The organism is Mycolicibacterium llatzerense (genome assembly GCF_000878195.1).
Lineage (GTDB): Bacteria > Actinomycetota > Actinomycetes > Mycobacteriales > Mycobacteriaceae > Mycobacterium > Mycobacterium llatzerense.
Genome location: NZ_JXST01000004.1, coordinates 1 through 24,593, shown reverse-complemented (window position 1 = coordinate 24,593; position 24,593 = coordinate 1). Strand labels below are relative to the sequence as shown.

General features: G+C 68.3%; 25 protein-coding genes and 2 pseudogenes. 16 read left to right on the top strand and 11 right to left on the bottom strand.

Annotation, left to right across the window (positions count from 1 at the left end; translation table 11 throughout):
- Positions 1-195: 195 nt before the first annotated feature.
- Positions 196-2,313, bottom strand: a complete 2,118-nt coding sequence (locus TL10_RS03590; protein WP_043984544.1) for an acyl-CoA dehydrogenase family protein — start codon at positions 2,311-2,313, stop codon at positions 196-198.
- A 195-nt stretch (positions 2,314-2,508) separates the two neighbouring features.
- Here TL10_RS03590 and kstR point away from each other — a divergent pair, with 195 nt between their 5' ends.
- Both kstR and otsB read left to right on the top strand, forming a co-directional pair.
- Positions 2,509-3,174: a cholesterol catabolism transcriptional regulator KstR gene (gene kstR / locus TL10_RS03585; protein WP_043400021.1), complete on the top strand. Its 666-nt coding sequence runs from the start codon at positions 2,509-2,511 to the stop codon at positions 3,172-3,174.
- A gap of 3 nt (positions 3,175-3,177) precedes the next feature.
- A complete protein-coding gene (gene otsB / locus TL10_RS03580) occupies positions 3,178-3,921 on the top strand; it encodes a trehalose-phosphatase (protein WP_043400024.1) in 744 nt (247 codons plus the stop codon).
- Here the strand turns inward: otsB and TL10_RS03575 are convergent.
- A complete protein-coding gene (locus TL10_RS03575) occupies positions 3,918-5,018 on the bottom strand; it encodes an Rv3575c family transcriptional regulator (protein ID WP_043984543.1) in 1,101 nt (366 codons plus the stop codon). The two genes, otsB and TL10_RS03575, sit on opposite strands and share 4 nt — an antisense overlap.
- Before the next feature lie 97 nt (positions 5,019-5,115).
- On the opposite strand from TL10_RS03575, the gene TL10_RS03570 reads away from it, so the two are divergent.
- Genes TL10_RS03570 through TL10_RS03560 form a run of 3 tightly spaced genes read left to right on the top strand, consistent with a single transcriptional unit; the run spans position 5,116 to position 7,683 of the window.
- Positions 5,116-6,015 (top strand): metal ABC transporter solute-binding protein, Zn/Mn family, encoded by a 900-nt coding sequence (locus TL10_RS03570; RefSeq protein WP_043984542.1) that lies wholly within the window; start codon positions 5,116-5,118, stop codon positions 6,013-6,015.
- Between the two features lie 20 nt (positions 6,016-6,035).
- Complete coding sequence (locus TL10_RS03565) at positions 6,036-6,848, top strand: metal ABC transporter ATP-binding protein (protein WP_043984541.1); 813 nt, start codon at positions 6,036-6,038, stop codon at positions 6,846-6,848.
- Positions 6,841-7,683, top strand: a complete 843-nt coding sequence (locus tag TL10_RS03560) for a metal ABC transporter permease (protein WP_043984540.1) — start codon at positions 6,841-6,843, stop codon at positions 7,681-7,683. The genes TL10_RS03565 and TL10_RS03560 overlap by 8 nt, the downstream gene beginning before the upstream one ends.
- On the opposite strand, the gene TL10_RS03555 is transcribed toward TL10_RS03560, so the two are convergent.
- Positions 7,670-8,473: a sulfurtransferase gene (locus TL10_RS03555; RefSeq protein WP_043984539.1), complete on the bottom strand. Its 804-nt coding sequence runs from the start codon at positions 8,471-8,473 to the stop codon at positions 7,670-7,672. The two genes, TL10_RS03560 and TL10_RS03555, sit on opposite strands and share 14 nt — an antisense overlap.
- A 24-nt stretch (positions 8,474-8,497) precedes the next feature.
- Between TL10_RS03555 and TL10_RS03550 the strand changes: the two genes are divergently transcribed.
- The 5 genes and pseudogenes from TL10_RS03550 (at position 8,498) to TL10_RS03530 (ending at position 13,378) form a co-directional block, all read left to right on the top strand.
- Positions 8,498-9,256 carry a LamB/YcsF family protein gene (locus tag TL10_RS03550; protein ID WP_043984538.1) on the top strand — a complete coding sequence of 253 codons (759 nt, stop codon included), beginning with the start codon at positions 8,498-8,500 and terminating at the stop codon, positions 9,254-9,256.
- Complete coding sequence (locus TL10_RS31610) at positions 9,256-10,191, top strand: MBL fold metallo-hydrolase (RefSeq protein WP_043984537.1); 936 nt, start codon at positions 9,256-9,258, stop codon at positions 10,189-10,191. The genes TL10_RS03550 and TL10_RS31610 overlap by 1 nt, the downstream gene beginning before the upstream one ends.
- Positions 10,134-11,312: pseudogene (locus TL10_RS03540) on the top strand (SLC13 family permease); the annotation flags it as partial. The gene TL10_RS31610 and the pseudogene TL10_RS03540, both read left to right, overlap by 58 nt.
- 23 nt (positions 11,313-11,335) lie before the next feature.
- Positions 11,336-11,731 (top strand): nitroreductase family deazaflavin-dependent oxidoreductase, encoded by a 396-nt coding sequence (locus tag TL10_RS03535; RefSeq protein ID WP_043984535.1) that lies wholly within the window; start codon positions 11,336-11,338, stop codon positions 11,729-11,731.
- A 90-nt stretch (positions 11,732-11,821) separates the two neighbouring features.
- Positions 11,822-13,378, top strand: coding sequence for a purple acid phosphatase family protein (locus TL10_RS03530; protein ID WP_043984534.1), 1,557 nt, complete (start codon positions 11,822-11,824; stop codon positions 13,376-13,378).
- On the opposite strand, the gene rlmB is transcribed toward TL10_RS03530, so the two are convergent.
- From rlmB to carD, 4 genes are read right to left on the bottom strand one after another with little or no spacing between them, the layout of a single operon-like run.
- Positions 13,375-14,316 carry a 23S rRNA (guanosine(2251)-2'-O)-methyltransferase RlmB gene (rlmB, locus tag TL10_RS03525; RefSeq protein WP_043400050.1) on the bottom strand — a complete coding sequence of 314 codons (942 nt, stop codon included), beginning with the start codon at positions 14,314-14,316 and terminating at the stop codon, positions 13,375-13,377. The two genes, TL10_RS03530 and rlmB, sit on opposite strands and share 4 nt — an antisense overlap.
- Before the next feature lie 2 nt (positions 14,317-14,318).
- On the bottom strand, positions 14,319-15,752 hold the full coding sequence (cysS, locus tag TL10_RS03520) for a cysteine--tRNA ligase (protein WP_162625486.1): 1,434 nt from the start codon (positions 15,750-15,752) through the stop codon (positions 14,319-14,321).
- Entirely contained in the window at positions 15,748-16,221 is a 474-nt protein-coding gene (gene ispF / locus TL10_RS03515) for a 2-C-methyl-D-erythritol 2,4-cyclodiphosphate synthase (protein ID WP_043984533.1), read from the bottom strand. The genes cysS and ispF overlap by 5 nt, the downstream gene beginning before the upstream one ends.
- 20 nt (positions 16,222-16,241) lie before the next feature.
- Entirely contained in the window at positions 16,242-16,730 is a 489-nt protein-coding gene (gene carD / locus TL10_RS03510) for an RNA polymerase-binding transcription factor CarD (protein WP_043400059.1), read from the bottom strand.
- A gap of 358 nt (positions 16,731-17,088) precedes the next feature.
- Here carD and TL10_RS03505 point away from each other — a divergent pair, with 358 nt between their 5' ends.
- The 3 genes from TL10_RS03505 (at position 17,089) to disA (ending at position 20,332) form a co-directional block, all read left to right on the top strand.
- Positions 17,089-17,685, top strand: coding sequence for a copper chaperone PCu(A)C domain-containing protein (locus tag TL10_RS03505; RefSeq protein WP_192830171.1), 597 nt, complete (start codon positions 17,089-17,091; stop codon positions 17,683-17,685).
- Between the two features lie 100 nt (positions 17,686-17,785).
- Positions 17,786-19,180: a DNA repair protein RadA gene (radA, locus tag TL10_RS03500; RefSeq protein ID WP_043400064.1), complete on the top strand. Its 1,395-nt coding sequence runs from the start codon at positions 17,786-17,788 to the stop codon at positions 19,178-19,180.
- A 30-nt stretch (positions 19,181-19,210) separates the two neighbouring features.
- The gene (gene disA, locus TL10_RS03495; RefSeq protein ID WP_043400066.1) at positions 19,211-20,332 is read left to right on the top strand and encodes a DNA integrity scanning diadenylate cyclase DisA; all 1,122 of its coding nucleotides are present in this window, start codon (positions 19,211-19,213) and stop codon (positions 20,330-20,332) included.
- Positions 20,333-20,334: 2 nt separating this feature from the next.
- Here the strand turns inward: disA and TL10_RS03490 are convergent, their stop codons facing one another.
- Positions 20,335-21,132, bottom strand: a complete 798-nt coding sequence (locus TL10_RS03490) for a hypothetical protein (RefSeq protein WP_043984532.1) — start codon at positions 21,130-21,132, stop codon at positions 20,335-20,337.
- 95 nt (positions 21,133-21,227) lie between these two features.
- Positions 21,228-21,845 carry a carbonic anhydrase gene (locus TL10_RS03485; protein WP_043400125.1) on the bottom strand — a complete coding sequence of 206 codons (618 nt, stop codon included), beginning with the start codon at positions 21,843-21,845 and terminating at the stop codon, positions 21,228-21,230.
- 37 nt (positions 21,846-21,882) lie between these two features.
- On the opposite strand from TL10_RS03485, the gene TL10_RS03480 reads away from it, so the two are divergent.
- Positions 21,883-22,770 (top strand): iron-sulfur binding domain-containing protein, encoded by an 888-nt coding sequence (locus TL10_RS03480; RefSeq protein WP_110788952.1) that lies wholly within the window; start codon positions 21,883-21,885, stop codon positions 22,768-22,770.
- A gap of 104 nt (positions 22,771-22,874) precedes the next feature.
- Positions 22,875-23,225 (top strand): hypothetical protein, encoded by a 351-nt coding sequence (locus TL10_RS03475; protein WP_052506290.1) that lies wholly within the window; start codon positions 22,875-22,877, stop codon positions 23,223-23,225.
- Here TL10_RS03475 and TL10_RS03470 read toward each other — a convergent pair.
- Entirely contained in the window at positions 23,222-24,196 is a 975-nt protein-coding gene (locus TL10_RS03470) for a helix-turn-helix domain-containing protein (protein WP_043984530.1), read from the bottom strand. The two genes, TL10_RS03475 and TL10_RS03470, sit on opposite strands and share 4 nt — an antisense overlap.
- A gap of 72 nt (positions 24,197-24,268) precedes the next feature.
- Between TL10_RS03470 and TL10_RS03465 the strand changes: the two genes are divergently transcribed.
- On the top strand, positions 24,269-24,469 hold the full coding sequence (locus TL10_RS03465) for a hypothetical protein (protein ID WP_043400075.1): 201 nt from the start codon (positions 24,269-24,271) through the stop codon (positions 24,467-24,469).
- Here TL10_RS03465 and TL10_RS30515 read toward each other — a convergent pair.
- Positions 24,466-24,593 (bottom strand): annotated as a pseudogene (locus TL10_RS30515) (IS5 family transposase); the annotation flags it as partial. The gene TL10_RS03465 and the pseudogene TL10_RS30515 overlap by 4 nt on opposite strands.

Genomic DNA, 24,593 nt, shown 5'->3' with positions numbered 1-24,593 from the left:
TCGCTTACCGAACGGGCGGGTTCACACGGTCGTCGCAACACTCATGAATGTGAGGGGTTGCGGCGATCGTGTCGTTTTCGGGGGAACGTGTTCGGCGTGATGATCAGCTAGCAAAGCTGATTGATGAGGGTGTGTCGGTGCCACGACATTCCGGCAGCGGGTCGGCCTGACCCCGCGGGACTTCCGCAGGGGCCGCTAGCGCGGCAGACCCAGCAGGCGCTCGCCGGCCACGGTCAACAGAATCTGCTCGGTGCCACCGGCAATCGACAGGCAGCGGGTGTTAAGGAAGTACCGGACGTCCGGCGAATCCTCGATGCCCGCACCGTCGTGAGCTTCCATGATCGTCTCGGCCAGGGCCTGGCGGTAGCGCACACCGATCAGCTTGCGCACGCTCGACGGGGCACCCGGGTCGTGGCCGCCGACGGCCATCTGCGCCGTCAGCTGATCCAGCAGCGAACCGACCTGGGCCGCAACGATCAGTGCGCCAAGGCGTTCCGCGTCGGCGGCGTCCAGCTCGCGGTCGCCGAGCACGTCCAGCAAGTGCTCCATGCCCTTGTCCAGCGCGCCACCGGCCGCCATGGCGACGCGCTCGTTGGCGAGCGTGGTGCGGGCCAGCGCCCAGCCGCCGTCGACGGGGCCGATCACGCAGTCGTCCGGCACGAACAGGTCGTCCAGGAACACCTCGTTGAACAGCGCCTCGCCGGTGATCTCGCGCAGCGGACGGATGTCGATGCCGGGCGAGCTCATGTCGACGACGAAGTAGGTGATGCCCTTGTGCTTCGGCGCGTCAGGGTTGGTGCGCGCCAGGCAGATTCCCCAGTTGGCGCGGTGCGCGTTGGAGGTCCACACCTTCTGGCCGGTCAGCTTCCAGCCGCCGTCGACCTTGACGGCCTTGGTTCGCAGGGCCGCCAGGTCCGAGCCGGCGCCGGGCTCGCTGAACAGCTGGCACCAGTACACGTCACCGGTCAGGGTGCCGGGGATGAAGCGGTCGATCTGCTCAGGAGTGCCGTGGCCCAGGATGGTCGGCGCGGCCCACCAGCCGATCGAAATATCCGGGCGCACAACACTTGCGGCACTGAGCTCGTCGTCGATCACCAGCTGCTCGCCCGGCGACGCGGCGCGACCGTACGGCGCGGGCCAGTGCGGCGCCATCAGTCCGGCCTCGGCCAGCGCGGCCTGGTGCTTCTCGACGGGCAGCGCGGCGATCTGGGCCACCGCGGCGGCGATCTCGGGACGGGTCAACTCGGCTTCGCCGGTGTCGACGTGCAGCTGGCGGCGCAGCCCCGAGCGGGTCAGCGCGGCCACGCGGCGCAGCCAGGTGCCGTGGCCGCCGAGGATCTGCGCGGTGGCGTACGAGCGCCGCAGGTACAGGTGCGCGTCGTGCTCCCAGGTGAAGCCGATGCCACCGAGCACTTGAATGCAGTCGCGCCCATTGTGTTTCGCGGCGTCGATGGCAGCCGCGGCGGCCACCGCCGCGGCGATGGACAGCTGCGTGGCATCACCGCCGATAGCGGCCTCGGCGACGTCGCTCGCGGCGACCGCGACCTGCTGCGAGCGCAGCAGCATCTCGGCGCACATGTGCTTGACCGCCTGGAAGCTGCCGATCGGCTTGCCGAACTGCTCACGCACCTTGGCGTATTCGGCAGCCGTCTGCAGCTGCCAGCGGGCCAGACCGGCGGCCTCGGCGGCCAGCACGGTCACGGCCAGGTCGGCCACCGGCGCGTCGATGACGGCCGCGGCGGCGCCGTCCAGCTCGACCCGAGCCAGCGGGCGGGAGAAATCGGTAGCCTCGAGCGGCGTGACCGTGATGCCGGGCGCGGTGGCGTCGACCAGCAGCCAGACGTCGCCGGCGGGCAGAATCAGCAGGCCGTCGGGCAGGGCGCCCAGCACGAACTTGGCGGTGCCGGTCGCGGACTGGCCGTCGAAGGCGATGTCGGAGCTCAGGGCCAGGCCGGCGGTGCGCTGCCCGGCGGCCAGCGCCTCCAGCAGCGCGGCGTCGGAGATCACCAGAGTTGCCAGCGCGGTCGTGGCCACCGGACCGGGCACGAGTGCGGCGGCGGCTTCATCGACCATCACGCACAGGTCCGCGATCGATCCACCGGCGCCGCCGAGGTCCTCGGAGACCGCGACACCGAAGGTCCCTAGTTCGACCAGACCGTCGTACGGGCCACGCCAAGAAGCTCCGGAATCCCCCGCCCCGCCCTCCAAAGCCCGGACCGCATCAATGGAACCCGACGCGACAGCCCAGCTACGGACCATTTCGCGGACCTCGGCCCGCTCAGAGTCGATAGTTGTGGAAGTGATGGACACCATGCGCTCCTAGCGTTTGGGCGAGAAGAACACGCTTCTCACTAGAACGTGTTCTAATGGTGACAGCAATCAGACGTCAAGTCGATCGCCATTACAGCAGGACACTTGGGTGTCCCGGGGCGCCTGGAGGTGGGAAATTACCGCACACTTTGCGTATCGTTTTCACCCAATGCGCGACCCGAAGGAGCTGACCGCCGCATGCCGACGCCAGCAACACCTGAATCCGATTCCGCCGTTCGCCCGAGGGAGGTGACGACCATGGCTGTACTCGCCGAATCCGAACTCGGATCCGAAGCGCAGCGCGAGCGCCGCAAGCGCATCCTCGACGCCACCTTGGCCATCGCCTCAAAGGGCGGCTACGAGGCTGTTCAGATGCGTGCGGTGGCAGAACGCGCCGACGTCGCCGTGGGCACGCTGTACCGCTACTTCCCGTCCAAGGTGCACCTGCTGGTGTCTGCGCTGGGCCGCGAGTTCGAGCGCATCGACGCCAAGACCGATCGCGCCGCGCTGACCGGCGGCACGCCGTACCAGCGGCTCAATGCGATGGTCGGCAAGCTGAACCGGTCGATGCAGCGCAATCCGCTGCTGACCGAGGCCATGACACGCGCATTCGTGTTCGCTGACGCGTCCGCGGCCGGTGAGGTTGATCACGTCGGCAAGCTGATGGACTCGATGTTCGCCCGCGCCATGAGCGAGGGCGAGCCCACCGAGGACCAGTACCACATCGCCCGCGTCATCTCCGATGTGTGGCTGTCGAACCTGCTGGCCTGGCTGACCCGTCGCGCGTCGGCCACCGACGTCAGCAAGCGGCTCGATCTGGCGGTGCGCCTGCTGATCGGTGACGGGGAGCAACCTAATATCTGACCGGTGCTCCCGGCTGATCTGATCGCGGCGCTCGACACCGTCGCCGCGACGCCCCGACTGCTCGTCACCTCTGATTTCGACGGCACCCTGTCGCCGATCGTCAACAACCCTGCCGACGCGCGCGCGTTGCCCGCCGGGTCTGCCGCCCTGCTCGCGTTGGCGGACCTGCCGCACACCTTCGTCGCGCTGGTCTCGGGCCGTGCGCTGGAGGTCCTGCGCGAACTCTCCGGCATGCCCGCGTCGGTGCATCTGGTCGGCAGCCACGGTGCCGAGTTCGACACCGGGTTCACCCAGACCGTCGACGGCGCGCTGCTGGCCCAGATCGTCGATTCGCTCACCGAGATCGCAAGTCGGTATCCGGGCGTGAATGTCGAGACCAAACCCGCCAGCGTCGCCCTGCACGTGCGCAACGCCTCGGCTGACGACGGCGCCGCGGCGCTGGCCGCCGCGCGCGCAGCCGGCACGCAATGGACCGCCGAAGCCACCGAGGGCAAGGCGGTGCTGGAGTTCGCGGTGATCACCACCAACAAGGGCTCGGCCATCGATGTACTGCGGGAGCGCGACGACGCGACCGCCGTGGTGTTCCTGGGCGACGACGTCACCGACGAGAAGGCCTTCGCCCGGCTGCGCGATGGCGACGTCGGCGTGAAGGTCGGCCCGGGGCCGTCGGCCGCGCAGTACCGCATCGACTCCCCCGAGGACGTCGCGGAGGCGCTGGCGTACCTGGCGGGGCGCCGCGCGCGTTAGGCCGGTGGGCCCGAGGTGCGGCCGCGGACCAGCTCGGTGTCGAGCACCTCGATCGCCGGGATCCCCGACCGCGGCGGATTGTTCAACAGGTATCCGGCCCGCCGGCCCTTCTCCAGGCTCGGCTGGGCCACGGTGGTCAGCCCGCGGGCCAACGCCTCGGGGACGCCGTCGAATCCGGTGACGGTCATCTGGCCCGGCACGTAGATGCCGCGGGACCGCAGGTGGTCCATGGCAGAGAGGGCCAGCACGTCGGCGGTGCACATCAATGCGGTGATGCGCGGATTGGCTTGCAGCGCAACAGCAGCAGCGGACCCGCCGGAGCTCGGTAAGTGCTCGTAGGTCTCCACCACGGTCAGGGCATCGGGGTTCAGCCCGGCGCCCGCCATCGCGTCGCGGACACCGAGAATGCGTTCGCATTGCACGTGAAAATGCTGCGAGGTGAGCCGCTCCGGGTCCGCGACGGCCGACTGCGCATCGCCGTGCGGCCAGTGCCGCCCGAGCCGCATCGTCAGTAGGCCGATCTCCCGATGACCAAGTCCCACAACATATTCCGCGATCTCCCGCATGGCCGCCCGATCGTCGATGCAGACCCGGGAGGCACCCTGGATATCCTTGGGCTGGTCGACGATGACGATCGGGACGCCGCGCTGTTGCACCACCGCCAGGTAGGGATCGTCGTCGGAGGCGGCGTAGACCACGAACCCGTCGACCCCGGCGGAGAGCACTGCCGCGGCGCCCTCCTCGACCGACCGATTCGGGCCGGCCGCCACCAGCAGCAGGCCCTGCCCGGCCTCCTCGCACGATTCGGCAAGCCCGGCAACGAAATCCAGCGCCGCCGGGTCGCGGAACGAGTAGTTGAGCGACTCGGTGATGATCAGTCCGAAGGCGCCGGCCTTTCGGGTGCGCAGGGAGCGCGCGACCGGGTCGGGGCCGGCGTAGCCCATCTCCTTGGCCGCGGCGAGCACCCGCTCGCGCAAGTCGGCCGAAAGCTGGTCGGGCCGGTTGTAGGCATTGGAGATCGTGGTGCGCGAGACCTTCAATTCGGCAGCCAGCGAGGCCAGGGTGGCCCGACGCCTCGGGTTGGGACTCCTCGGCATCTTTGTGACGCTAGCGCATCCGATTCGCGCCGCAAGGCAACGGTGCACTAGATTTATTGCAAACGGTTTTCATTAACACTAGCCCGCAGGAGCCGCCATGACCCGGACCAGCCTCATCGCCCTGTCCGCCCTCACCGCGCTGACCATCGCCGCCTGCGGGTCGCAAGGCGACTCCGCCCGTTCGGCGAAGGTCGTTGCCACCACCAACGTGTGGGGCAGCATCGCCACCGCGGTCGCCGGCGGGCATGCCGACGTCAAGGCGATCCTCACCAACGACGCCGCTGACCCGCATTCGTTCGAAGCGAGCCCGGCCGACGCCGCAGCCATCGCCGACGCCACCTTGGTCGTCATCAACGGCGGCGGCTACGACCACTGGGCCGACGACGTGTTGAAGAACCACAAGAACGTCACCACCGTGGATGCGTACTCGCTGCTGCCGCACAGTGCGGCGGGCGAGGCCAACGAGCACGTCTTCTACAACATGGCGGTGGCCAAGGCGGTCGCCGCCAAGATCGCCGACGACCTGGCCGGGTCCGATCCCGCGCACGCCGACGCCTACCGGGCCAATGCCGCGGAATTCGGCAAGAAGACCGACGAGATCGCCGCGACCGAGCACGCCATCGGGCAGAAGCATCCCGGCAGCGCGGTGGTCTCCACCGAACCCGTCGCGCACTACCTGCTGTCCGCCGCCGGCGTCGTCGACCGCACCCCGCACGGGTTCGCCGCCGCCGCCGAAGAAGGCCACGACCCCGCCCCGGCCGACGTGGCCGCCGTGCTCGACCTGATCAACGGCCACCAGGTCGACGCGCTGGTGGTGAACAAGCAGACCGAGACCGCCGTCACCAAGCAGCTGCAGGATGCCGCTCGCAAAGCGGCACTGCCCATCGTCGAGGTCACCGAGACGCTGCCCGCCGGACAGGACTTCCTGACCTGGCAGCGCCAGACCGCCGAGGCGCTGGCACACCAGTTGGATACCGCACCCGTTGCGGCGCGATAAGCCGAGATAATTTGTAACCCGTGCCTACTGATCCCTCGCCCACCACGGCGGTCGCCGAACTGACCGGCGCGCGGCTGTCATTCGGTGACCGCGTGCTGTGGGACCGACTGGATCTGACGGTGCGCCGCGGCGAGTTCATCGCGGTGCTCGGCCCGAACGGCACCGGCAAGACCTCACTGCTCAAGGTGCTGCTACGCCAACAGCTGCTGACGGCCGGCCGGATGACCACCACCGGCGCCATCGGTTATGTCCCCCAACACCGCTCGCTGGACACCGGGCTGACGCTGCGCGGCCGCGATCTGGTCGGGCTCGGCTGTGACGGGCACCGCTGGGGTTTCGCCGGCCCACGGAAGCGGGCACAGCGGCGCGCCGTGGTGACCCAGGCCCTGGGCCAGGTCGACGGCGCCCGGCTGGCCGACGTCCCGGTGTCGGTGATGTCCGGCGGCGAACTACAGCGAGTCCGCATCGCGCAGGCCCTGGCCTCCGATCCCGCGCTGCTGCTGTGCGACGAACCGCTGCTCAACCTCGACCCGGCCAACGCGAAGCTGGTGTCGGGCCTGATCGACCAGCGCCGCAGGGACGCCGGCACCGCCGTCTTGTTCGTCACCCATGAGGTCAATCCCGTGCTGCAGTACGTGGACCGGGTGCTGTACCTGGTCGACGGCCGCTTCCGGATCGGCACCGTCGAGGAGGTCATGACGTCCGAGACGCTGTCCGCGCTGTACCGCGCCGACATCCAGGTCGCGCGGATCGGCGGCCAATACGTCGTGGTCGGCCAGGACGGTGCGGGCGTCGACAACTCTGAGCATGCGAGCGGGCATTGTCATGAATGAGGCTGTGAATGCCTTTTGGAACCCCGCGCTGACCACGGACCTGCTGAGCCGTGACTTCGTCCAGCAGGCGGTGCTGGCGGCGGCGCTGCTGGCGTTGCTCGGCGGCCTGATCGGTCCGTTCATCGTGATGCGGCAGATGTCGTTCGCAGTGCACGGTTCCAGCGAGCTATCCCTGACCGGCGCCGCGTTCGCGCTGCTGACCGGGCTCAACGTCGGCCTCGGCGCCTTGGTCGGAAGTGCCCTGGCGGCAATCCTTTTCGGCATCCTGGGGCAGCGGTCGCGAGAACGGGACTCGGCCATCGGCGTCGTGCTGGCCTTCGGCCTGGGCCTGGCTGTCTTGTTCATCCACCTCTATCCCGGCCGGACCGGCACTAGTTTCGCGTTGCTCACCGGGCAGATCGTCGGCGTCGGCTATTCAGGTCTGACGCTGCTGGCCGTGGTCACCGTGCTGGTGGTTGCGATCCTCGCGGCCTGCTACCGGCCGCTGCTGTTCGCCACCGCCGACCCGGAAGTGGCTGCCGCACGTGGGGTTCCGGTGCGGGCGCTGGGCATCGTGTTCGCCGCACTGGTCGGCGTCGCGGCTGCCCAGGGCGTGCAGATCGTCGGGGCACTGCTGGTGATGTCGCTGTTGATCACTCCCGCCGCCGCGGCGGGCCGGGTGTTCAGCTCCCCCATCACCACGATGGTGGCGTCGGTGGTGTTCGCCGAGATCGCCGCAGTCGGCGGCATCGTGCTGTCACTGGCGCCGGGCGTCCCCGTATCGGTCTTCGTGACGTCGATCTCGTTCGGTATCTACCTGCTGTGCTGGGGCGCGGGACGAGTCAGTCGCCGGTAGCCACTGCTCGGCCCGGCTCGTTGCTCCACTGCGACCACGAGCCGGGGAACAGCGCCACCACTCGACCCGCAGCCGCCAGCGCGGCCACCGCCACCGCCGCGGTGACGCCCGATCCGCAATAGACAGCGTCCACGTCGGCGCCGTCGGTGCGCAGCGTGCCGTCGGCGGCCAGCACGCTCGGCAGATTGACCGCGCCCGGAATGTGCCCAGCCACGGGATCGATGGGTTCGACGTCGCCGCGGAACCGTTCCGGCGCGCGGACGTCACCCAAACGCGGCCCCAGCGCAGCGGCCTCATCGGCGGTCAAGGTGGGCATGGCACCGGCGTAGAGATCCTGGTGGGTGACGGTGACGTCGCCCGGTTCCGGTTCGACGTCGCCGCGGTCCAGTGGCCCGCCGGAGGTGGTCCACGCCGCCAGCCCGCCGTCCAGGATGCGGACGTTCTCGATGCCCGCGGCGCGCAGCACCCACCAGGCGCGAGCCGAGCCCGCGCGGTTCCAGTCGTCGTAGATGACGGTCGGCACGCCCTGGCGCACACCCCACCGGCGCCCGGCCTCCTGCAGCGCGGCACCCGACGGCAGCGGGTGACGGCCCCGCCCTGTCACGGTGTGGTCGGACAGCTCGTCCTCCAGCGAGACGTACACCGCGTCGGGAATGTGCCCGGCCAGGTAGTCGTCGCGGCCGTCGGGCTTGGCCAGCTGCCAGCGCACGTCGAGCAGCGTCACGTCGCCGGCGGCGATCAGCTGGGCCAGACCGAAGGCGGTGATGAGAACGTCGTCACGAGTGGACATGGCGGCAAGCCTAGGCTGGCAGACATGTCAGCGGTGGACCTCAATGCCGATCTCGGCGAAAGCTTCGGGGTGTGGCGCCTTGGTGACGACGACGCGATGCTCGATCTGGTCACCAGCGCCAACATCGCCTGCGGGTTCCATGCAGGCGACCCGGCCGGGCTGCTGCGGGTCTGCCGGGCCGCCGCCGAACGCGGCGTACGGATCGGCGCGCAGGTGGGCTACCGCGACCTGGCGGGCTTCGGCCGCCGCTACATCGACGTCAGCTCCGAAGACCTCACCGCCGACGTGATCTACCAGATCGGTGCCTTGCAGGCCCTGGCCCAGGTCGCCGGGGCGACCGTCAGCTACGTCAAACCCCATGGCGCCCTGTACAACACGATCGTCACCGACCATGCGCAGGCGCGCGCGGTGGCCGCCGCGGTGCATGCCGTGGATCCTTCGCTGCCGGTGTTGGGGCTGGCCGGTTCGGCATTCTTCGCCGCCGCCGGCGAGCTCGGATTGCGCACCGTGCCCGAGGCTTTCGCGGACCGCTCGTATCGCCCCGACGGACAACTGGTGCCGCGCACGGGGCGCAATGCGGTGCTGCACAACGTTTCGACCATCGCCGGTCGGGTGGCATCCATGGTGACCGCGGGACGGGTTGCCGCCGTCGACGGCTCCACCATCAAGATCACCGTGAATTCGATTTGTGTCCACGGCGATTCGCCCGGCGCCGTCGACATCGCCCGCGCGGTCCGCGAACGCCTGACCGCAGAGAACGTACAGATCGAGGCCTTCTGCTGATGCGACTGAAACTTGGCCGGCCCGACCTGGCCTCCTATAGCCGCTACTTCGATCAGCCTGCCGCAGACGTCGGCTCGCCGCTGACCGTCACCTGGGCGGGCGTCACCACGATGCTGGTCACCGCGACGGATCCGGCCGGTTCGACGTCAGCCCTATTGACTGACGGATTCTTCTCGCGGCCGAGTCTGCTGTCGGTGGGATTGGGCAAGTTGAGCCCGGCACTACCTCGCATTGATGGCTGCCTGCACCGGCTCGGCATAGACCGACTGGATGCGGTGCTGCCGGTGCACACCCACTTCGACCACGCCATGGACTCCGCGGCCGTCGCAGCGCGGACCGGCGCGAAACTGGTCGGCGGTACCTCGGCCGCCTTCATCGGCCGCGGCGGCGGGCTCACCGACTCTCAGCTGACCGTTGCCATCCCCGGCGAGTCCATCGCCTTGGGCGCCTTCGACGTAACGCTGTTCACCGGTCACCACTGCCCGCCCGACCGGTTCCCCGGGACCATCACCGCCCCGGTGGTGCCGCCGGTGCGGGCGTCGGCGTACAAGTGCGGCGAGGCCTGGTCGACGCTCATCGCGCACCGCACCAGCGGGCGCAGCCTGCTTGCCGTCGGCAGCGCCGGGTTCGTGCCGGGCGCCCTGGCCGGGCAGCACGCCGACGTGGTGTACCTCGGGATCGGGCAACTCGGCCTGCAGCCCGAGCGGTATCTCGTCGACTACTGGAACGAGACGGTCCGCACCGTCGGCGCGCGCCGCGTGGTGCTGACGCACTGGGACGACTTCTTCCGGCCCCTGCATGTACCGCTGCGCGCCCTGCCCTACGTGGGCGACGACCTGGACGTCTCGATGCGGGTGCTGGGCCGCCTGGCCGCCGAAGATGGCCTGCCCCTGCATCTTCCGACGCTCTGGCAACGCGCCGACCCCTGGCTGTGAACACCGCTCTGCAAGAGGTCGGCCGACTGCTGCCCGTGGTCGGATTCCTGGCCGCCGTCCTGGTGCTCGCCAAACTCTGCGACGACGAAGGGCTGTTCCACGCCGCCGGCGTGTACATGGCCCGGCACAGCTGGGGCGCAGGACAATCCGCGGCCCGGCGGCTGCTGGTCACCGTGTTCCTGATCGCGGCCGGGACCACCTCCGTGCTGAGCCTCGACGCCACCGTCGTACTGCTGACGCCCGTCGTACTGTCGACCGCACGCACGCTCGGGGTGCCGGCGCGGCCACACGGCTATGCCGCGGCGCACCTGGCCAACACCGCGTCGCTGCTGCTGCCGGTGTCGAATCTGACCAATCTGCTGGCGTTTACGACCGCGGGCCTGAGCTTCACCAGGTTCACCGCGGCGATGGCGCTGCCCTGGCTGGTCGCCGTAGCGGCCGAATTCGTGTTGCTGCGGTGGCTGTTCCGGCGTGAGCTGCGGGTCGCCATGGTCGACCGGCCGGCCCCACCCCCGCCGGAGATCCCGTACTTCGTCCTGACCGTGTTGATCCTGACGCTCATCGGCTTCGGCGTGACGTCGCTACTCGGACTGGCACCGGCGTGGGCCGCGTTCGCCGGCGCCGCGGTGCTCGCGATCCGGGCCGTCGTCCGCGGTCACGAGACGGTCTTCGGCATCGTGCGGGCAGCCAACGTGCCGTTCCTCGTCGCAGTGCTGGCGCTGGGTGTGCTGGTGAGCGCGGTACTGGACCTCGGCCTGGGTGACGCGGTGTCTGCGCTGCTGCCGCACGGCACCACGCTGCCGGCGCTGCTCGGCATCGCCGCGGTGGCGGCGGCGCTGTCGAATCTGATCAACAACCTGCCCGCGGTGCTGGTGCTGCTGCCCCTGGTCGCCGCCGGCGGCCCGGTCGCGGTGCTGGCGGTGCTCATCGGGGTGAACATCGGCCCCAATCTGACCTATCCCGGATCATTGTCGAACCTGTTGTGGCGCAATGTGGTCCGCCCAGAGATGACCGCGCGGGCCCGGGAGTTCACGGCCGTCGGGCTGGTCACCGTGCCGGTCACGCTGGTTTTGGCCGTGACCGGATTATGGTTGGGCTGTTCGTTGTTGGGGATGCACTGAATACCGGAAGGGCTTGGCAGATCATGGCCGACAGCTGGAACCAGCAGATCATCGATGAATTCCGCGCCAACGGCGGCCAGTTCGCGAACCTGACGCTGCTGGTCCTGCACACCACCGGCGCCAAGAGCGGTCAGCCGCGGGTGAACCCCGCAGCCACCTTCGACAGCGACGATAAGCTGTGGATCGTCGGCTCCGCCGGCGGCGCGGACGCCGACCCGGCGTGGGTGCACAACCTGCGGGCAAATCCCAACGCCCACATCGAAATCGGCACCGACGAATACGACGTCGTGGCGCGTGAACTGCCCCGTGCGGAGCGCGACGCCGCCTGCGCCCGCATCGTCGAGCGCGCGCCCGGATTCGCCGAGTACGAGAAGAAGACCGACCGCCTCATCCCGGTGTTCGAGCTGCAGCGGCGCTGAATCAGCGCGGTTACCTGAACGAGAACAGCGCGCGTCGATTCGTAGCCGGGCGGCGTTGCGGCCGAGCAGGCCAGGCGCTTCGTAGGCAAGATGGCTGTCGTGGACGTGAGCCGCAGAACGCTGATTGTGGGAGGTACGTCGGCTCTCGTCGGCGCGGGCGTCGGAGCCGGCGCCACCGGGTACTTCACCACCAAGCGCACCGGCCCGGTGCTGTGGCAGCGCGCTGACCGCAGCGGCGCACCACCGGTCATGGGATTGCACACCCAGTTCGGCGCCGACGCAGCTACCGAGGCCGTGGTGTCCTGGCACACCGCCGCCGCGGTCAAGAACCCCCGCATCACGGTGGGCACCCCCGACGGCGGGTTCGGCAATGCCGTCGCAGCCGAGACCGTCACCTACCGAGACGCGGCCTCCCGCACCGAGATTCGCGTCCACCATGCACGGTTGACCGGCCTGGCACCCGACACCGACTACGTCTACGCCGCTGTACATGACGGCGCCAGTCCCGAGCTGGGCACAGTGCGTACCGCACCCCGGGGCCGGGCACCCATCCGTTTCACCAGCTTCGGCGATCAATCGACCCCCATGCTGGACGCCAAGGTGACGGCATCCTTCGGCAGCGACCACGTCGGGTCCCCGGCCGCGGGTGACATCACGACCGCCGTCGAGCGGGTGGCCCCGCTGTTCCACCTGGTCAACGGCGACCTCTGCTATGCCAACCTCGCTCACGACCGGGTCCGCACCTGGTCGGAGTGGTTCGAGAACAACACCCGGTCAGCGCGGTATCGACCGTGGATGCCGGCGCCGGGAAACCACGAGAACGAGTTGGGCAACGGCCCGATCGGCTACGGCGCCTACCAGGCCTATTTCGGGCTGCCGGACTCCGGTTCGGATCCCGAACTCCGCGGCCTGTGGTACGCCTTCACTGCCGGCTCGGTCCGCGTGATCATCCTGGCCAACGACGACGTGTGCTACCAGGACGGCGGCAACTCATACGTGCGCGGCTACTCGGGCGGAGCCCAAAAACGTTGGCTGGAACAAGAACTCGAGCGGACTCGGAGCAGCAAAGAGATCGATTGGGTGGTGGTCTGCATGCACCAGACAGCGGTCTCCACAGGCAACAAGACCAACGGCGCCGACCTGGGCATCCGCGAGAACTGGCTGCCCCTGTTCGACCGATTCAACGTCGATCTCGTGGTCTGCGGGCACGAGCACCACTACGAACGCAGCCATGCACTTCGCGGCACTTTACCGACCGACACCCTGACGCCGAATCCGGTTGATGCACAATCTGGTTCGATCGATACCAGCAAAGGCACGGTACATCTGGTCATCGGCGGCGGTGGTACGTCGATTCCGTCGAACGCGATGCTCTTTCCCGAGCCGCGATGCCGCGTCCTCATGTCCGTGGGCGAGGTGAACCCCGGCACCGGAAGAAAGACGCCGAACTACACCGAGGAAGCGGCGCCCTGGTCGGTGTTCCGGGACCGGGAAAATCCCTGCGGCTTCGTGGCTTTCGATGTCGATCCCGGCCAGCCTGGCGGCAATACGTCGATGGACGCCACCTACTACGCGGTGAGCGGTCCGTTCGGCGAGGTCCGGGCGGTCGACAAATTCACCCTCACGCGGCCCCGCACCGACCGTTAGTCCCTTCGCTGCCGGGCGATTTCGGCGAGCACCACACCGGCTGCCACCGACGCGTTGAGCGACTCGGTGGGTCCGGCCATCGGGATCGAGACGATGTGGTCGCAGTTCTCCCGCACCAGTCGCGACAGGCCCTTGCCCTCGGAGCCCACGACGACGACCATCGGTCCGGAGGCGTCCAGCTCGTCCAGCGTGGTGTCGCCGCCGGCGTCGAGCCCGACGACCGTCAGGCCGGCATCGGCCCAATCCTTCAGCGTCCGATTCAGATTCGTGGCCCGCGACACCGGCAGCCGGGCCGCCGCGCCGGCGCTGGTGCGCCAGGCCACCGCGCTGACCGACGCTGAACGCCGCTGCGGGATCACCACGCCGTGCCCGCCGAACGCCGCCACCGAGCGCACGATGGCGCCCAGGTTGCGCGGGTCCGAGATGTTGTCGAGCGCGACCAACAACGCCGGCATGGAGTCGGTGGTCGCGGACTTCAGCAGATCGTCCGGATGGATGTACTGGTACGGCGGCACCTGCAGCGCGATGCCCTGGTGCATGCCATTGCTGGTGATGCGGTCCAGGTCGTGGCGCTGCACCTCGAGGATCGCGATGCCGGCATCGCCTGCCCGAGTGACGGATTCGGTCAGCCGCTCGTCGGCCTCGGTCCCGAGCACGACGTAGAGCGCGGTGGCGGGCACGCCGGCCCGCAGGCACTCCACCACCGGGTTGCGGCCGACCACGACCTCGACATCGTCGGTCTTCTTGTGCCGCCCCTGATTCGAGCGCGCAGACTTCTGCGCAACCTTGTACGCCTTGTGATTCGGGCGCTGGTCGGCACGCGGGGTTGCGCCCTTGCCCTCGAGGCCGCGACGGCGCTGACCGCCGGAGCCGACGGTCGGGCCCTTCTTGGTGCCGTCTTTACGAATTGCGCCGCGGCGCTGGGAGTTTCCAGCCATCGTCAGGCCCCATCAGTCAGGGCCCATTGCGGGCCATCAGCGGTATCGGTGACCTCGATGCCGGCCAGCTTCAGCTGGTCGCGGATCGCGTCGGCGGCGGCCCAGTCGCGGTTCTCGCGCGCCTCGGTGCGGCTCTTGAGCGCCCACTGCACCAGGGCGTCAACAGCATTCAGCGCGGCGGACGTCTCGTCGCGGGTTTCCCAGCGCTCATCGAGCGGATCGCAGCCCAGGATGCCCATCATGGCCCGGATCGACGATGCAGCCTCCATCGCGCCGGTGTGATCACCGGCGTCCAGTGCCCGGTTGCCATCGGCGCGGGCGGCGTGCACCTCGGCCAACGCCGCAGGCACCGCCAGGTCGTCATCCAGTGCGGCCGCGAACTTCTCGGTCCAGGTACCGACCTCGACGGCACCCACCCGGGTGCGGACCCGGTGCAGGAATTCCTCGATGCCGGTGTAGGCCTTGGCCGCGTCCTGCAGTGAGTTCTCGGAGAACTCCAGCATCGACCTGTAGTGCGCGCTGCCCAGGTAGTAGCGCAGCTCGGCAGCCCGAACCCGTTGCAGCACAGCCGGAATCGCCAGGACGTTGCCCAGCGACTTGCTCATCTTCTCGCCGCCCATGGTGACCCAGCCGTTGTGCAGCCAGAATCGCGCGAACTCGTCACCGCAGGCGTTGGCCTGGGCGGTCTCGTTCTCGTGATGCGGGAAGATCAGGTCCATACCGCCGGCATGGATGTCGAACTCGGAGCCGAGGTACTCCTGGCACATCGCGACACACTCGGTGTGCCAGCCGGGGCGGCCCCTGCCCCACGGCGTCGGCCACGACGGCTCGCCGGGCTTGGCGCCCTTCCACAGGGTGAAGTCCCGCGGGTCGCGCTTGCCGGTCGCCACGCCCTCGCCCTGGTGCACGTCGTCGATGCGGTGGCCCGAGAGCTTGCCGTAGTCGGGCAGGCTCAGCACGTCGAAGTAGACGTCGCCATTGGCGGCGTAGGCATGCCCGCGCTCGATCAGTTTCTCGATGACCTCGACCATCTGGGTGATATGTCCGGTCGCCCGCGGCTCAGCCGACGGCGGCAGCACCCCCAGCGCGTCGTAGGCGGCCGTGAAGGCCCGCTCGAAGGTGGCGGCCCACTCCCACCACGGCCGGCCGGCGTCGGCAGCCTTGTTGAGAATCTTGTCGTCGATGTCGGTGACGTTCCGGATGAACGCGACGTCGTAGCCCTTGGCCGTCAGCCAGCGCCGCAGCACGTCGAACGCGACGCCGCTGCGCACATGGCCGATATGGGGCAGGCCCTGCACAGTTGCGCCACACAGGTAGATGGATGCGTGTCCGGGCCGCACCGGGGTGAAGTCCCGCACGGCACCGGTCATGGTGTCGTAGAGCCGTAGGCCCTCGAGACGGTGTTCGGTCACGACGGGCCAGCTTACCGGCCTAATCGAGCGAGACCACCAGCGCCGTCGCAATCGCGGCCAGACCCTCGCCCCGGCCGGTCAGCCCGAGGCCGTCGGTGGTGGTCGCCGAAACCGAGACAGGAGCGTCCAGCAGCGCCGACAGCACCTGCTGCGCCTCTTCCCTGCGGGGAGCGATTTTCGGGCGGTTACCGATCACCTGGACCGCCGCATTGCCCACGCGGAAACCGGCAGCGGCCAGCAGCGTGGAGACATGTTTGAGCATGTCGGCGCCAGTGACGCCGCGCCATTCGGGACGGTCGGTGCCGAAGACACTGCCCAGGTCGCCGAGGCCGGCCGCACTCAGCAGAGCATCACAGAGTGCGTGCGCGGCCACGTCGCCGTCGGAGTGCCCGGCACAGCCGTCAGCACCTTCGAATGACAGGCAGAGCAGCCAGCACGGCCGCCCTGCCTCGATGGGATGTACGTCGGTACCGAGACCGATACGGAAGTTCACTGCTGCGTTGGGACCGGCGTTCAGGACGCCGCGGCGAGAACCTCGTCCAGGATGGTGGAGGCCTTCGCGTCATCGGTGTTCTCGGCCAGAGCCAGTTCACCGACCAGGATTTGACGAGCCTTGGCCAGCATGCGCTTCTCGCCGGCGGACAGACCGCGCTCCTGATCACGACGCCACAGGTCGCGAACGACCTCGGCGACCTTGTTCACATCACCGGAGGCCAGCTTCTCCAGGTTCGCCTTGTAACGACGGGACCAGTTGGTCGGCTCCTCGGTGTGCGGGGCGCGCAGCACCTGGAACACCTTGTCGAGGCCTTCCTGACCAACCACGTCGCGAACACCGACGTATTCAGCGTTTTCTGCGGGTACTCGAACGGTCAGATCGCCCTGCGCAACCTTGAGGACGAGATATTCTTTCTGCTCGCCTTTGATGGTCCGGGTTTCAATCGCCTCGATCAATGCTGCACCGTGGTGTGGATAAACGACGGTGTCTCCGACCTTGAAAATCATCAGATTCGGGCCCCTTTCACATAGCAATGTTAGCACGGGCGTCGGACACCCGCGGATCAACAATGCAGGTCAGGGGCCATGCAGATGCGTGAAAGGGGTTGACAGCACGGCATTTACGTGCAGTGGCGAGGGCCACATTACGGCCGAATTGCACCCGATTCACGTCCCATTCACCGGTCATTCGCGGCCGGAAATACGCCCGAACCAGGCCGATAGCGGGCCTCCGCTACCGCCGCCCACGGCCACCTACTACTCTGCATAGTCGAACGCCGGACCAGTCCGGGGAGCACAGCAGACATACCCAAGGCCGTCACGCGCATCGCCGCTGGCGCCCAAGCAGGAGGCTTGAGTGAACCGCATGAAATCGCGCACTTCTGCCGTCACGCTGGCCGCCTTCGGGCTGGCCACCGCGGTGACGCTCACCGGCTGCAGCGCTGGCCAGGTCTCGCAGAGCGCGAACCAGCTGCCTGCGGTCAACGGCACCGCCACCAGCATCGGTGACGAGAAGGCCGGTGTGGACCTGCGCAACGTGTACCTGCGCGCCCCGCAGACCCGCGACTTCGTCAAGCCCGGCACCATGGTCGAGCTGCTGTTCGTCGCCACCAACAAGTCGCCCGACAACCCCGACAAGCTGGTCGGCATCACCTCGGACACCGGTGAGGTGCTGGTCAACGGCGGCACCACGGTGCCCGCCGGTGGCGTGCTGCTGGTCGGCACCCCGGACGGCCAGAAGCAGACCCTGCCGCGCTCCGAGGACGCCACGACCTCCATCGCGATGGTCGCGCTGACCAAGCCCATCTCGAACGGACTGAACTACAGCTTCACGTTCAAGTTCCAGAACGCCGGCGAGAAGACCATCGAGGTCCCGATCTCCGCCGGCGAAGCCCCGCGCCGCGAGGCCGGCGCCGGCGAAGCCGCTCCGGCACCCGCCGGCGGCGGCGAGGGCCATCACTAACCTCGCGCCGTTCCTCGGAGCCACCTCCGGTCGCGCTGCGGGTTGCACCCACACCGCCGGCCTGACGCAATCTGTCGGTACCAACGACTAGGTTCGCGGCATGGCCAGAACCGGTTCGAAAGTACGTTCGCAGTTTCGGTGCTCGGAGTGCCAGCACACCACGGCCAAATGGGTGGGGCGCTGCCCGGACTGCGGCACCTGGGGCACGGTCAATGAAGTAGCGGTTCTGAGCTCGCTGACGCCCGCGACGCACCGCGCTGTCGCACCCACCTCCCCTGCCGTTCCGATCAGCTCGATCGATCCGGGCACCACCAGGCATTTCCACACCGGGATCAGCGAATTGGACCGGGTGCTGGGCGGCGGCGTGGTGCCGGGTTCGGTGACGCTGCTGGCCGGTGATCCCGGCGTCGGCAAGTCGACGCTGCTGCTCGAAGTCGCACATCGCTGGGCCATGTCCGGGCGACGGGCGCTCTATCTGTCGGGAGAGGAATCGGCAGGGCAGATCCGGCTGCGCGCAGAGCGCACCGGTTGCACCCACGACAACGTCTACCTGGCCGCCGAGTCCGACCTGCAGACCGCGCTCGGCCACATCGAGGCGGTCCAGCCCACTTTGGTGGTGGTGGATTCGGTGCAGACCATGTCGACCGCCGAGACCGACGGCGTCACCGGCGGCGTGACGCAGGTCCGCGCCGTCACCGCCGCGCTCACCATGGCCGCCAAGACGACAGGCATCGCCATGGTCCTGGTCGGCCATGTCACCAAGGACGGCGCCATCGCCGGGCCGCGCTCGCTCGAGCACCTGGTGGACGTGGTGCTGCACTTCGAAGGCGACCGCGCCTCGACGCTGCGCATGGTCCGCGGCGTCAAGAACCGCTTCGGCGCGGCCGACGAAGTCGGCTGTTTCATGTTGCACGACAACGGAATCGAATGCGTCGCCGACCCGTCGGGGCTGTTCCTCGACCAGCGGCCGGCCCCGGTGTCCGGCACGGCGGTGACGGTCAGCCTGGACGGCAAGCGGCCGCTGATCGGCGAGGTGCAGGCACTGATCGGCTCGCCCTCGGCCGGCTCGCCGCGCCGCGCGGTCAGCGGCATCGACTCGGCCCGCGCGGCCATGATCACCGCGGTGCTGGAGAAGCGGGCGCGCCTGCCCGTCGGTACCAACGACATCTACCTGTCCACGGTCGGCGGTATGCGGTTGACCGACCCGTCATCGGATCTGGCGGTGGCACTGGCCATCGCGTCGGCGTACACGGACCTGCCGCTGCCGGCCACCGCGATCGCCATCGGCGAGGTGGGTCTGGCCGGCGATCTGCGCCGCGTCACCGGCATGGACCGCAGGCTCGCCGAGGCCGCCCGACTCGGCTTCACGACAGCCGTGGTGCCCACCGGAACCGAGTCGCCACCGCGCGGTCTTCGGGTCCTGCCGGCCGAGAACATCACCGCGGCGTTGCGGGTGTTGCGCAAGATCACAGAGAATGTGGACCGGACCGGGTAGAGCCCGGCCGGAAACCCGAGGAGTACACCGATGTCGGTGAAATCGGCCAATCGGTCCGGACGGGGCAACGTCGTGCACCTGGCCCGACCCACGCTGCGCGAGACGTTGGGCAAGCTGGCGCCCGGAACGCCGCTGCGAGACGGTCTGGAGCGGATCCTGCGTGGCCGTACCGGTGGGCTGATCGTGCTGGGCTATGACGACAGCGTCGAGGCCATCTGCGACGGTGGCTTCCCGCTGGACGTCCGGTTCGCGCCGACCCGGCTGCGCGAGCTGTCGAAGATGGACGGCGCCGTCGTGCTCTCCAGCGACCTGACCCGGATCCTGCGGGCCAACGTTCAGCTGGTGCCCGACCCCTCCATCCCCACCGACGAGTCCGGCACGCGGCACCGCTCTGCCGAGCGCGCGGCCATCCAGACCGGATTCCCGGTGGTGTCCGTCAGCCACTCGATGAGCATCGTGACCGTCTACGTGGCCGGTGAACGCCACGTCGTACCCGAAACCCCGACCATCCTGTCGCGCGCCAACCAGACCATCGCGACCCTGGAGCGCTACAAGTTCCGGCTCGACGAAGTCAGCAAGCAGCTGTCGATGGCCGAGATCGAGGACTTCGTGACACTGCGCGACGTCATGACCGTCGTGCAGCGCATGGAGATGGTCCGCCGGATCAGCCTGGAGATCGACGCCGACGTCGTCGAGCTCGGTACCGACGGGCGTCAGCTCAAGCTGCAGCTCGACGAACTGGTCGGCGACAACGATGCCGCCCGCGAACTGATCGTCCGCGACTACCACGCCAACCCCGACCCACCGGCCGCCGATCAGGTGACCGCGACGCTCGAGGAACTCGATGCGCTGAGCGACAACGAACTTCTCGACTTCACCACGCTGGCAAGGGTTTTCGGCTATCCGTCGACGCCAGAGGCACAGGATTCAGCGATGAGCTCGCGCGGCTACCGCGCCATGGCGGGCATCCCGCGCCTGCAGTTCGCACACGTCGACCTGTTGGTGCGCTCGTTCGGATCGCTGCAGGGCCTACTGGCCGCCAGCGCCGACGACCTGCAATCGGTGGAGGGCATCGGGTCCATGTGGGCCCGCCACATCCGCGAGGGTCTGTCGCTGCTCGCCGAATCGACCATCGCCGACCGGCTGGCCTGAGATCAGTTGGCGGGACCGGGCAGCGTCGGCTCGCCGGGCGCCGGTGCAGCCGGCGGCGGCGGAGCCTCGCCCGCAGGCGGTGCACCCGGTCCGGGCTGCTGGGCCTCGGACAGCACGAACGGCACCGGAGCCGACCGCAGGTTGCCCAGCTGGACCACCAGGTTGTAGGTGCCCGGCCCGATCGCCTGACGCGGCAGCGGGCAGTTGGGCGCCGAGCCCATGCCGGTCCAGGTCACCTCGGTGGTCACCTGCTCGCCCGGCTTGAAGGCGCGGACCAGGGTCTCGTTCGACGGCGCGCAGTCCAGGTTGGACCACAGCCGGTTGTTGTCCAGCGAGTAGACGTACGCGGCCAGCACAGCGGCACCGACGTCACGCTTGCACTCGACCAGCCCGATGTTGGTGACCACCATGGTGAACTTCGGCTGATCGCCGATCACGTAGTTCGGCTGGTTGGTGATGCCCTTGGCCGCGAGCGTGGTGTCTGGGCAGTCGTCGCCCGCCTTGAGCACCGGCGGCGGGGTGACGGCGGTGGTCGGGGTCGGCGTCGGCGCGGGAGACGCGTTCGGCGGCGGCTCGATCGGACTCTTCACCCCGGGCGTCTCGCCGGGCAGCGGTGTCGCGGACGTCGACGTCTTCGCGGTGGACTGAGTCTGCTTGGAGTCGCCGGTGCCGTTGCTGAAGACCACGACCCCGATGATCACAACCAGGAGCAGGACGACAGCGCCGACACCGATGGCCAGCATCCGCCGTCGCCAATAGATTTGGGATGGCAGCGGGCCATGCGGTTCTAGATCCGGCACATTGTCACGGTAAGGGCACGAAACGTAGTGCGCCCTGACCCGGTGCGGCGTGTCGCCTGTGAACTGCGGTGTTGTTCGCCACGTCGGCTGGCCGACTACTCGCCGATGTCACCGACGTGGTCGCGCTTGGTGACCCGACCCTCGGCCAGGTGATAGGTCGCACCGACGATGGCGACCTTGCCCGATGCCAGCCGTTCGGCGATCATGTTGGACCGCTCGCTCAGCAGACGCACCGTTTCGTTTACGTGCTTGGCTTCGAGCTCGTCGACTTCGGTCAGCCCTTCGCGCCGGCCGACGAGGATCGACGGGGTGACGCGCTCGACGATGTCGCGGACATACCCGCCGGGCACCGCACCGTCGTCGAGCGCGGTGATGGTGGCCTTCACCGCGCCACAGCTGTCGTGGCCGAGGACCACGATCAGCGGTACTTCGAGGACTACGACGGCGTATTCGATGGACCCGATGACCGCGGAATCGAGGACGTGGCCGGCGGTGCGCACCACGAACATGTCGCCGAGGCCCTGATCGAAGATGATCTCGGCGGCGACGCGACTGTCCGCACAGCCGAACAGCACTGCAGTGGGCTTCTGACCACCGGCCAACTGCGTCCGACGCTCGATGCTCTGGCTGGGATGCGCTGGTTCACCGGCAACGAATCGCTCGTTACCCTCTCTCAGTGCTTTCCAGGCGTTTATCGGGTTCGAGTTGGGCATGCCGCCCATTGTGCCCTCAACACATAGACGCCGCGCAATGAGTTCAGGGCAAATTCTCATCCCTGCCGACGAGCTGCTGGGTTGGTACCGCACAGCACAACGCGACCTGCCGTGGCGCGCCCCGGATGTGACTGCCTGGCAAATTCTGGTCAGCGAATTCATGTTGCAGCAGACCCCCGTGTCGCGGGTCGAACCGATCTGGCCGGACTGGATCGCGCGCTGGCCCACCCCGTCCGCGACCGCCGCGGCCGGCGCGGCTGACGTGCTGAGGGCCTGGGGCAAGCTGGGTTATCCGCGCCGCGCCAAGCGATTACACGAATGCGCAGAGGTCATCAGCACCGAGCATGGCGACGTGGTGCCCCGCGACGTCGAGACCCTGCTGACGCTGCCGGGCGTCGGTGCCTACACCGCGCGGGCCGTCGCCTGTTTCGCGTATCAACAGGACGTCCCCGTGGTCGACACCAATGTGCGCCGGGTGGTGGCCCGCGTGGTGCGCGGCGTGGCCGACACCCCGGCGCGCACCCGCGACCTCGAAGACGTCGCGGCACTCCTGCCGAAAGACGGTACGGCGCATGTGTTTTCGGCGGCACTCATGGAGCTCGGTGCGATCGTCTGCACTGCCCGCAATCCGAAATGCGGGATATGCCCGTTGACGACCTGCGCCTGGCGAAGCGCGGGCCATCCGGAGATGGACACGCCGACGCGTCCGGTGCAGAAATACGCCGGCACCGATCGCCAGGTTCGTGGCCGACTACTGGATGTGTTGCGCGGCAGCGCAACTCCGGTAACCCGGGCGCAATTGGATGTAGCCTGGCTCACCGATACCGCGCAACGTGACCGGGCACTGGACTCACTGCTGGTCGACGGACTGGTCGAGCAAACGGCCGATGACCGATATGCGCTGGCAGGCGAGGGCGAGAACTGACCCCGACTGCCGGTTTACATGAGAACGGCATGAAATCACGCGCTTTCCGATGAGAACGGCATGAGTCAGTACCACACGCCGTCATCCTCGGATAGAACGGAAGCATGACCGCATACCGAATTTCAGGTGAACAGAGAGTTAACAACCGTCGTCGCGGCCTCGTCATCGCTGGAGCCGCGGCAGCCGCCTTTGCCGCAGTGGCCATCTCGCCCGCAGTGGGCACGGCGTCGGCGCTGCCGACCGGCGGAGGGTCCGCCGTCGACACCATCAACGAGCTGCAATCCCGCGGCTACCACGTCCAGGTCAACACCAGCACCTCTGGGCCGCTGTCCGCGTGCTCGGTGACCGATGTGCACGGGTTGTCGGGCACCAACGTCGACAACCGGGGCCAGCGAATCAACTCCGGCCAGTTCGACACCGTGTACGTCAACGTGCAGTGCCGGCCGCAGGGCTAACCATCCCGTTGTGACGCAAGCCCAATCGGGCAGGAGAACCGTCGCCGGTAATCCGACGGATTGACGCCGACAACGCGCCGGAAATGGTGCCGCAGCAGAGTTGCGGTACCAAATCCGGCCTTGTCGGCCACCCGGTCCACATCGAGATCCGTCTCCTCGAGCAGCCTGCGGGCGTAGAGGACACGCTGGTCTGTGACCCACTGCATGGGCGTCCGCCCGGTCTCCTCGACGAAACGTCGCGCGAACGTACGCCCCGACATGCTCGCCCGTTTGGCCAGGCTGTCCACCGTGTGCGGGACACGCAGGTTGGTCAGAATCCAATCCAGATGGGGCGCAAAGCCTTCCGAGCACCGCACCGGGATCGGCTGCTCGATGAACTGACGCTGCCCGCCGTCACGCTGCGGCGGCACCACCATGCGCCGCGCGATCTTGTTGGTGATCTCGCTGCCCAACTCGCGGCGCACCAGATGCAGACAGGCGTCGATGCCTGCCGCGGTCCCCGCGCTGCTGATCAGATTCCCGTCGTCGACGAACAGGACGTCGCGATCGACCCGCGCGGTCGGGTATTGCCGGGCCAGCCGGTCCGAGTGCATCCAGTGCGTGGTGCAGGCCCGACCGTCGAGCAGTCCGGCAGCGCCTGCGACAAAGACTCCTGAGCAGATGGTCAGGATGATCGAACCGGAGTCCGCGGCGGTGCGCACGGCATCCAGCGCCGACTGCGGATAGTTGGGACCCGCCACCGCCGGAATGGCGACCAAGTCGGCCCCCAGGAGCTGGTCGATGCCGTGGTCGGGAATCAACGATGCACCGACCGAGGTCCGTACCGGCCGCCCGGCCTCCGGTCCGCACACCTTGAAATCGAAGTTGGGCACGCCATCGCCCGATCGGTCGATGCCGAACACCTCACACACCACGCCGAACTCGAACGGCGCGACCCCGTCCATCACCAGGACCGAGACACTGTTGATCATGGCAGCATTTTATCGAATGCCGTCCGAACTGCCACTGTTTATTCGGTTGCCCCCGATTCGACAATTGTTGACATGAACACCGTCCTGACCCTGGTCGCGATGGTCGCGATCATGGTCGCCCCATTCGCACTCGGCGCCGCGCTGAGCGCCATCACCCGAAATCCCGGTGCGCGCAATGGTTTCGGCAACTTCAACTGGACCGACGTCGGCGACAGCCGCGACCTGGACCGCGCCGCGCACGACCTCGCCGCGGTGCGTTCCCGGTTCGACTAGGGCGTGTCTCCCAATTTGAGAGTTCCCACGCGGGAGTGGATGACGGCGCAGGCCAACAAGACACCGCCGAGGTAGGTCAGGGCATATTTGTCGTAGCGGGTCGCAACACCGCGCCACTGCTTGA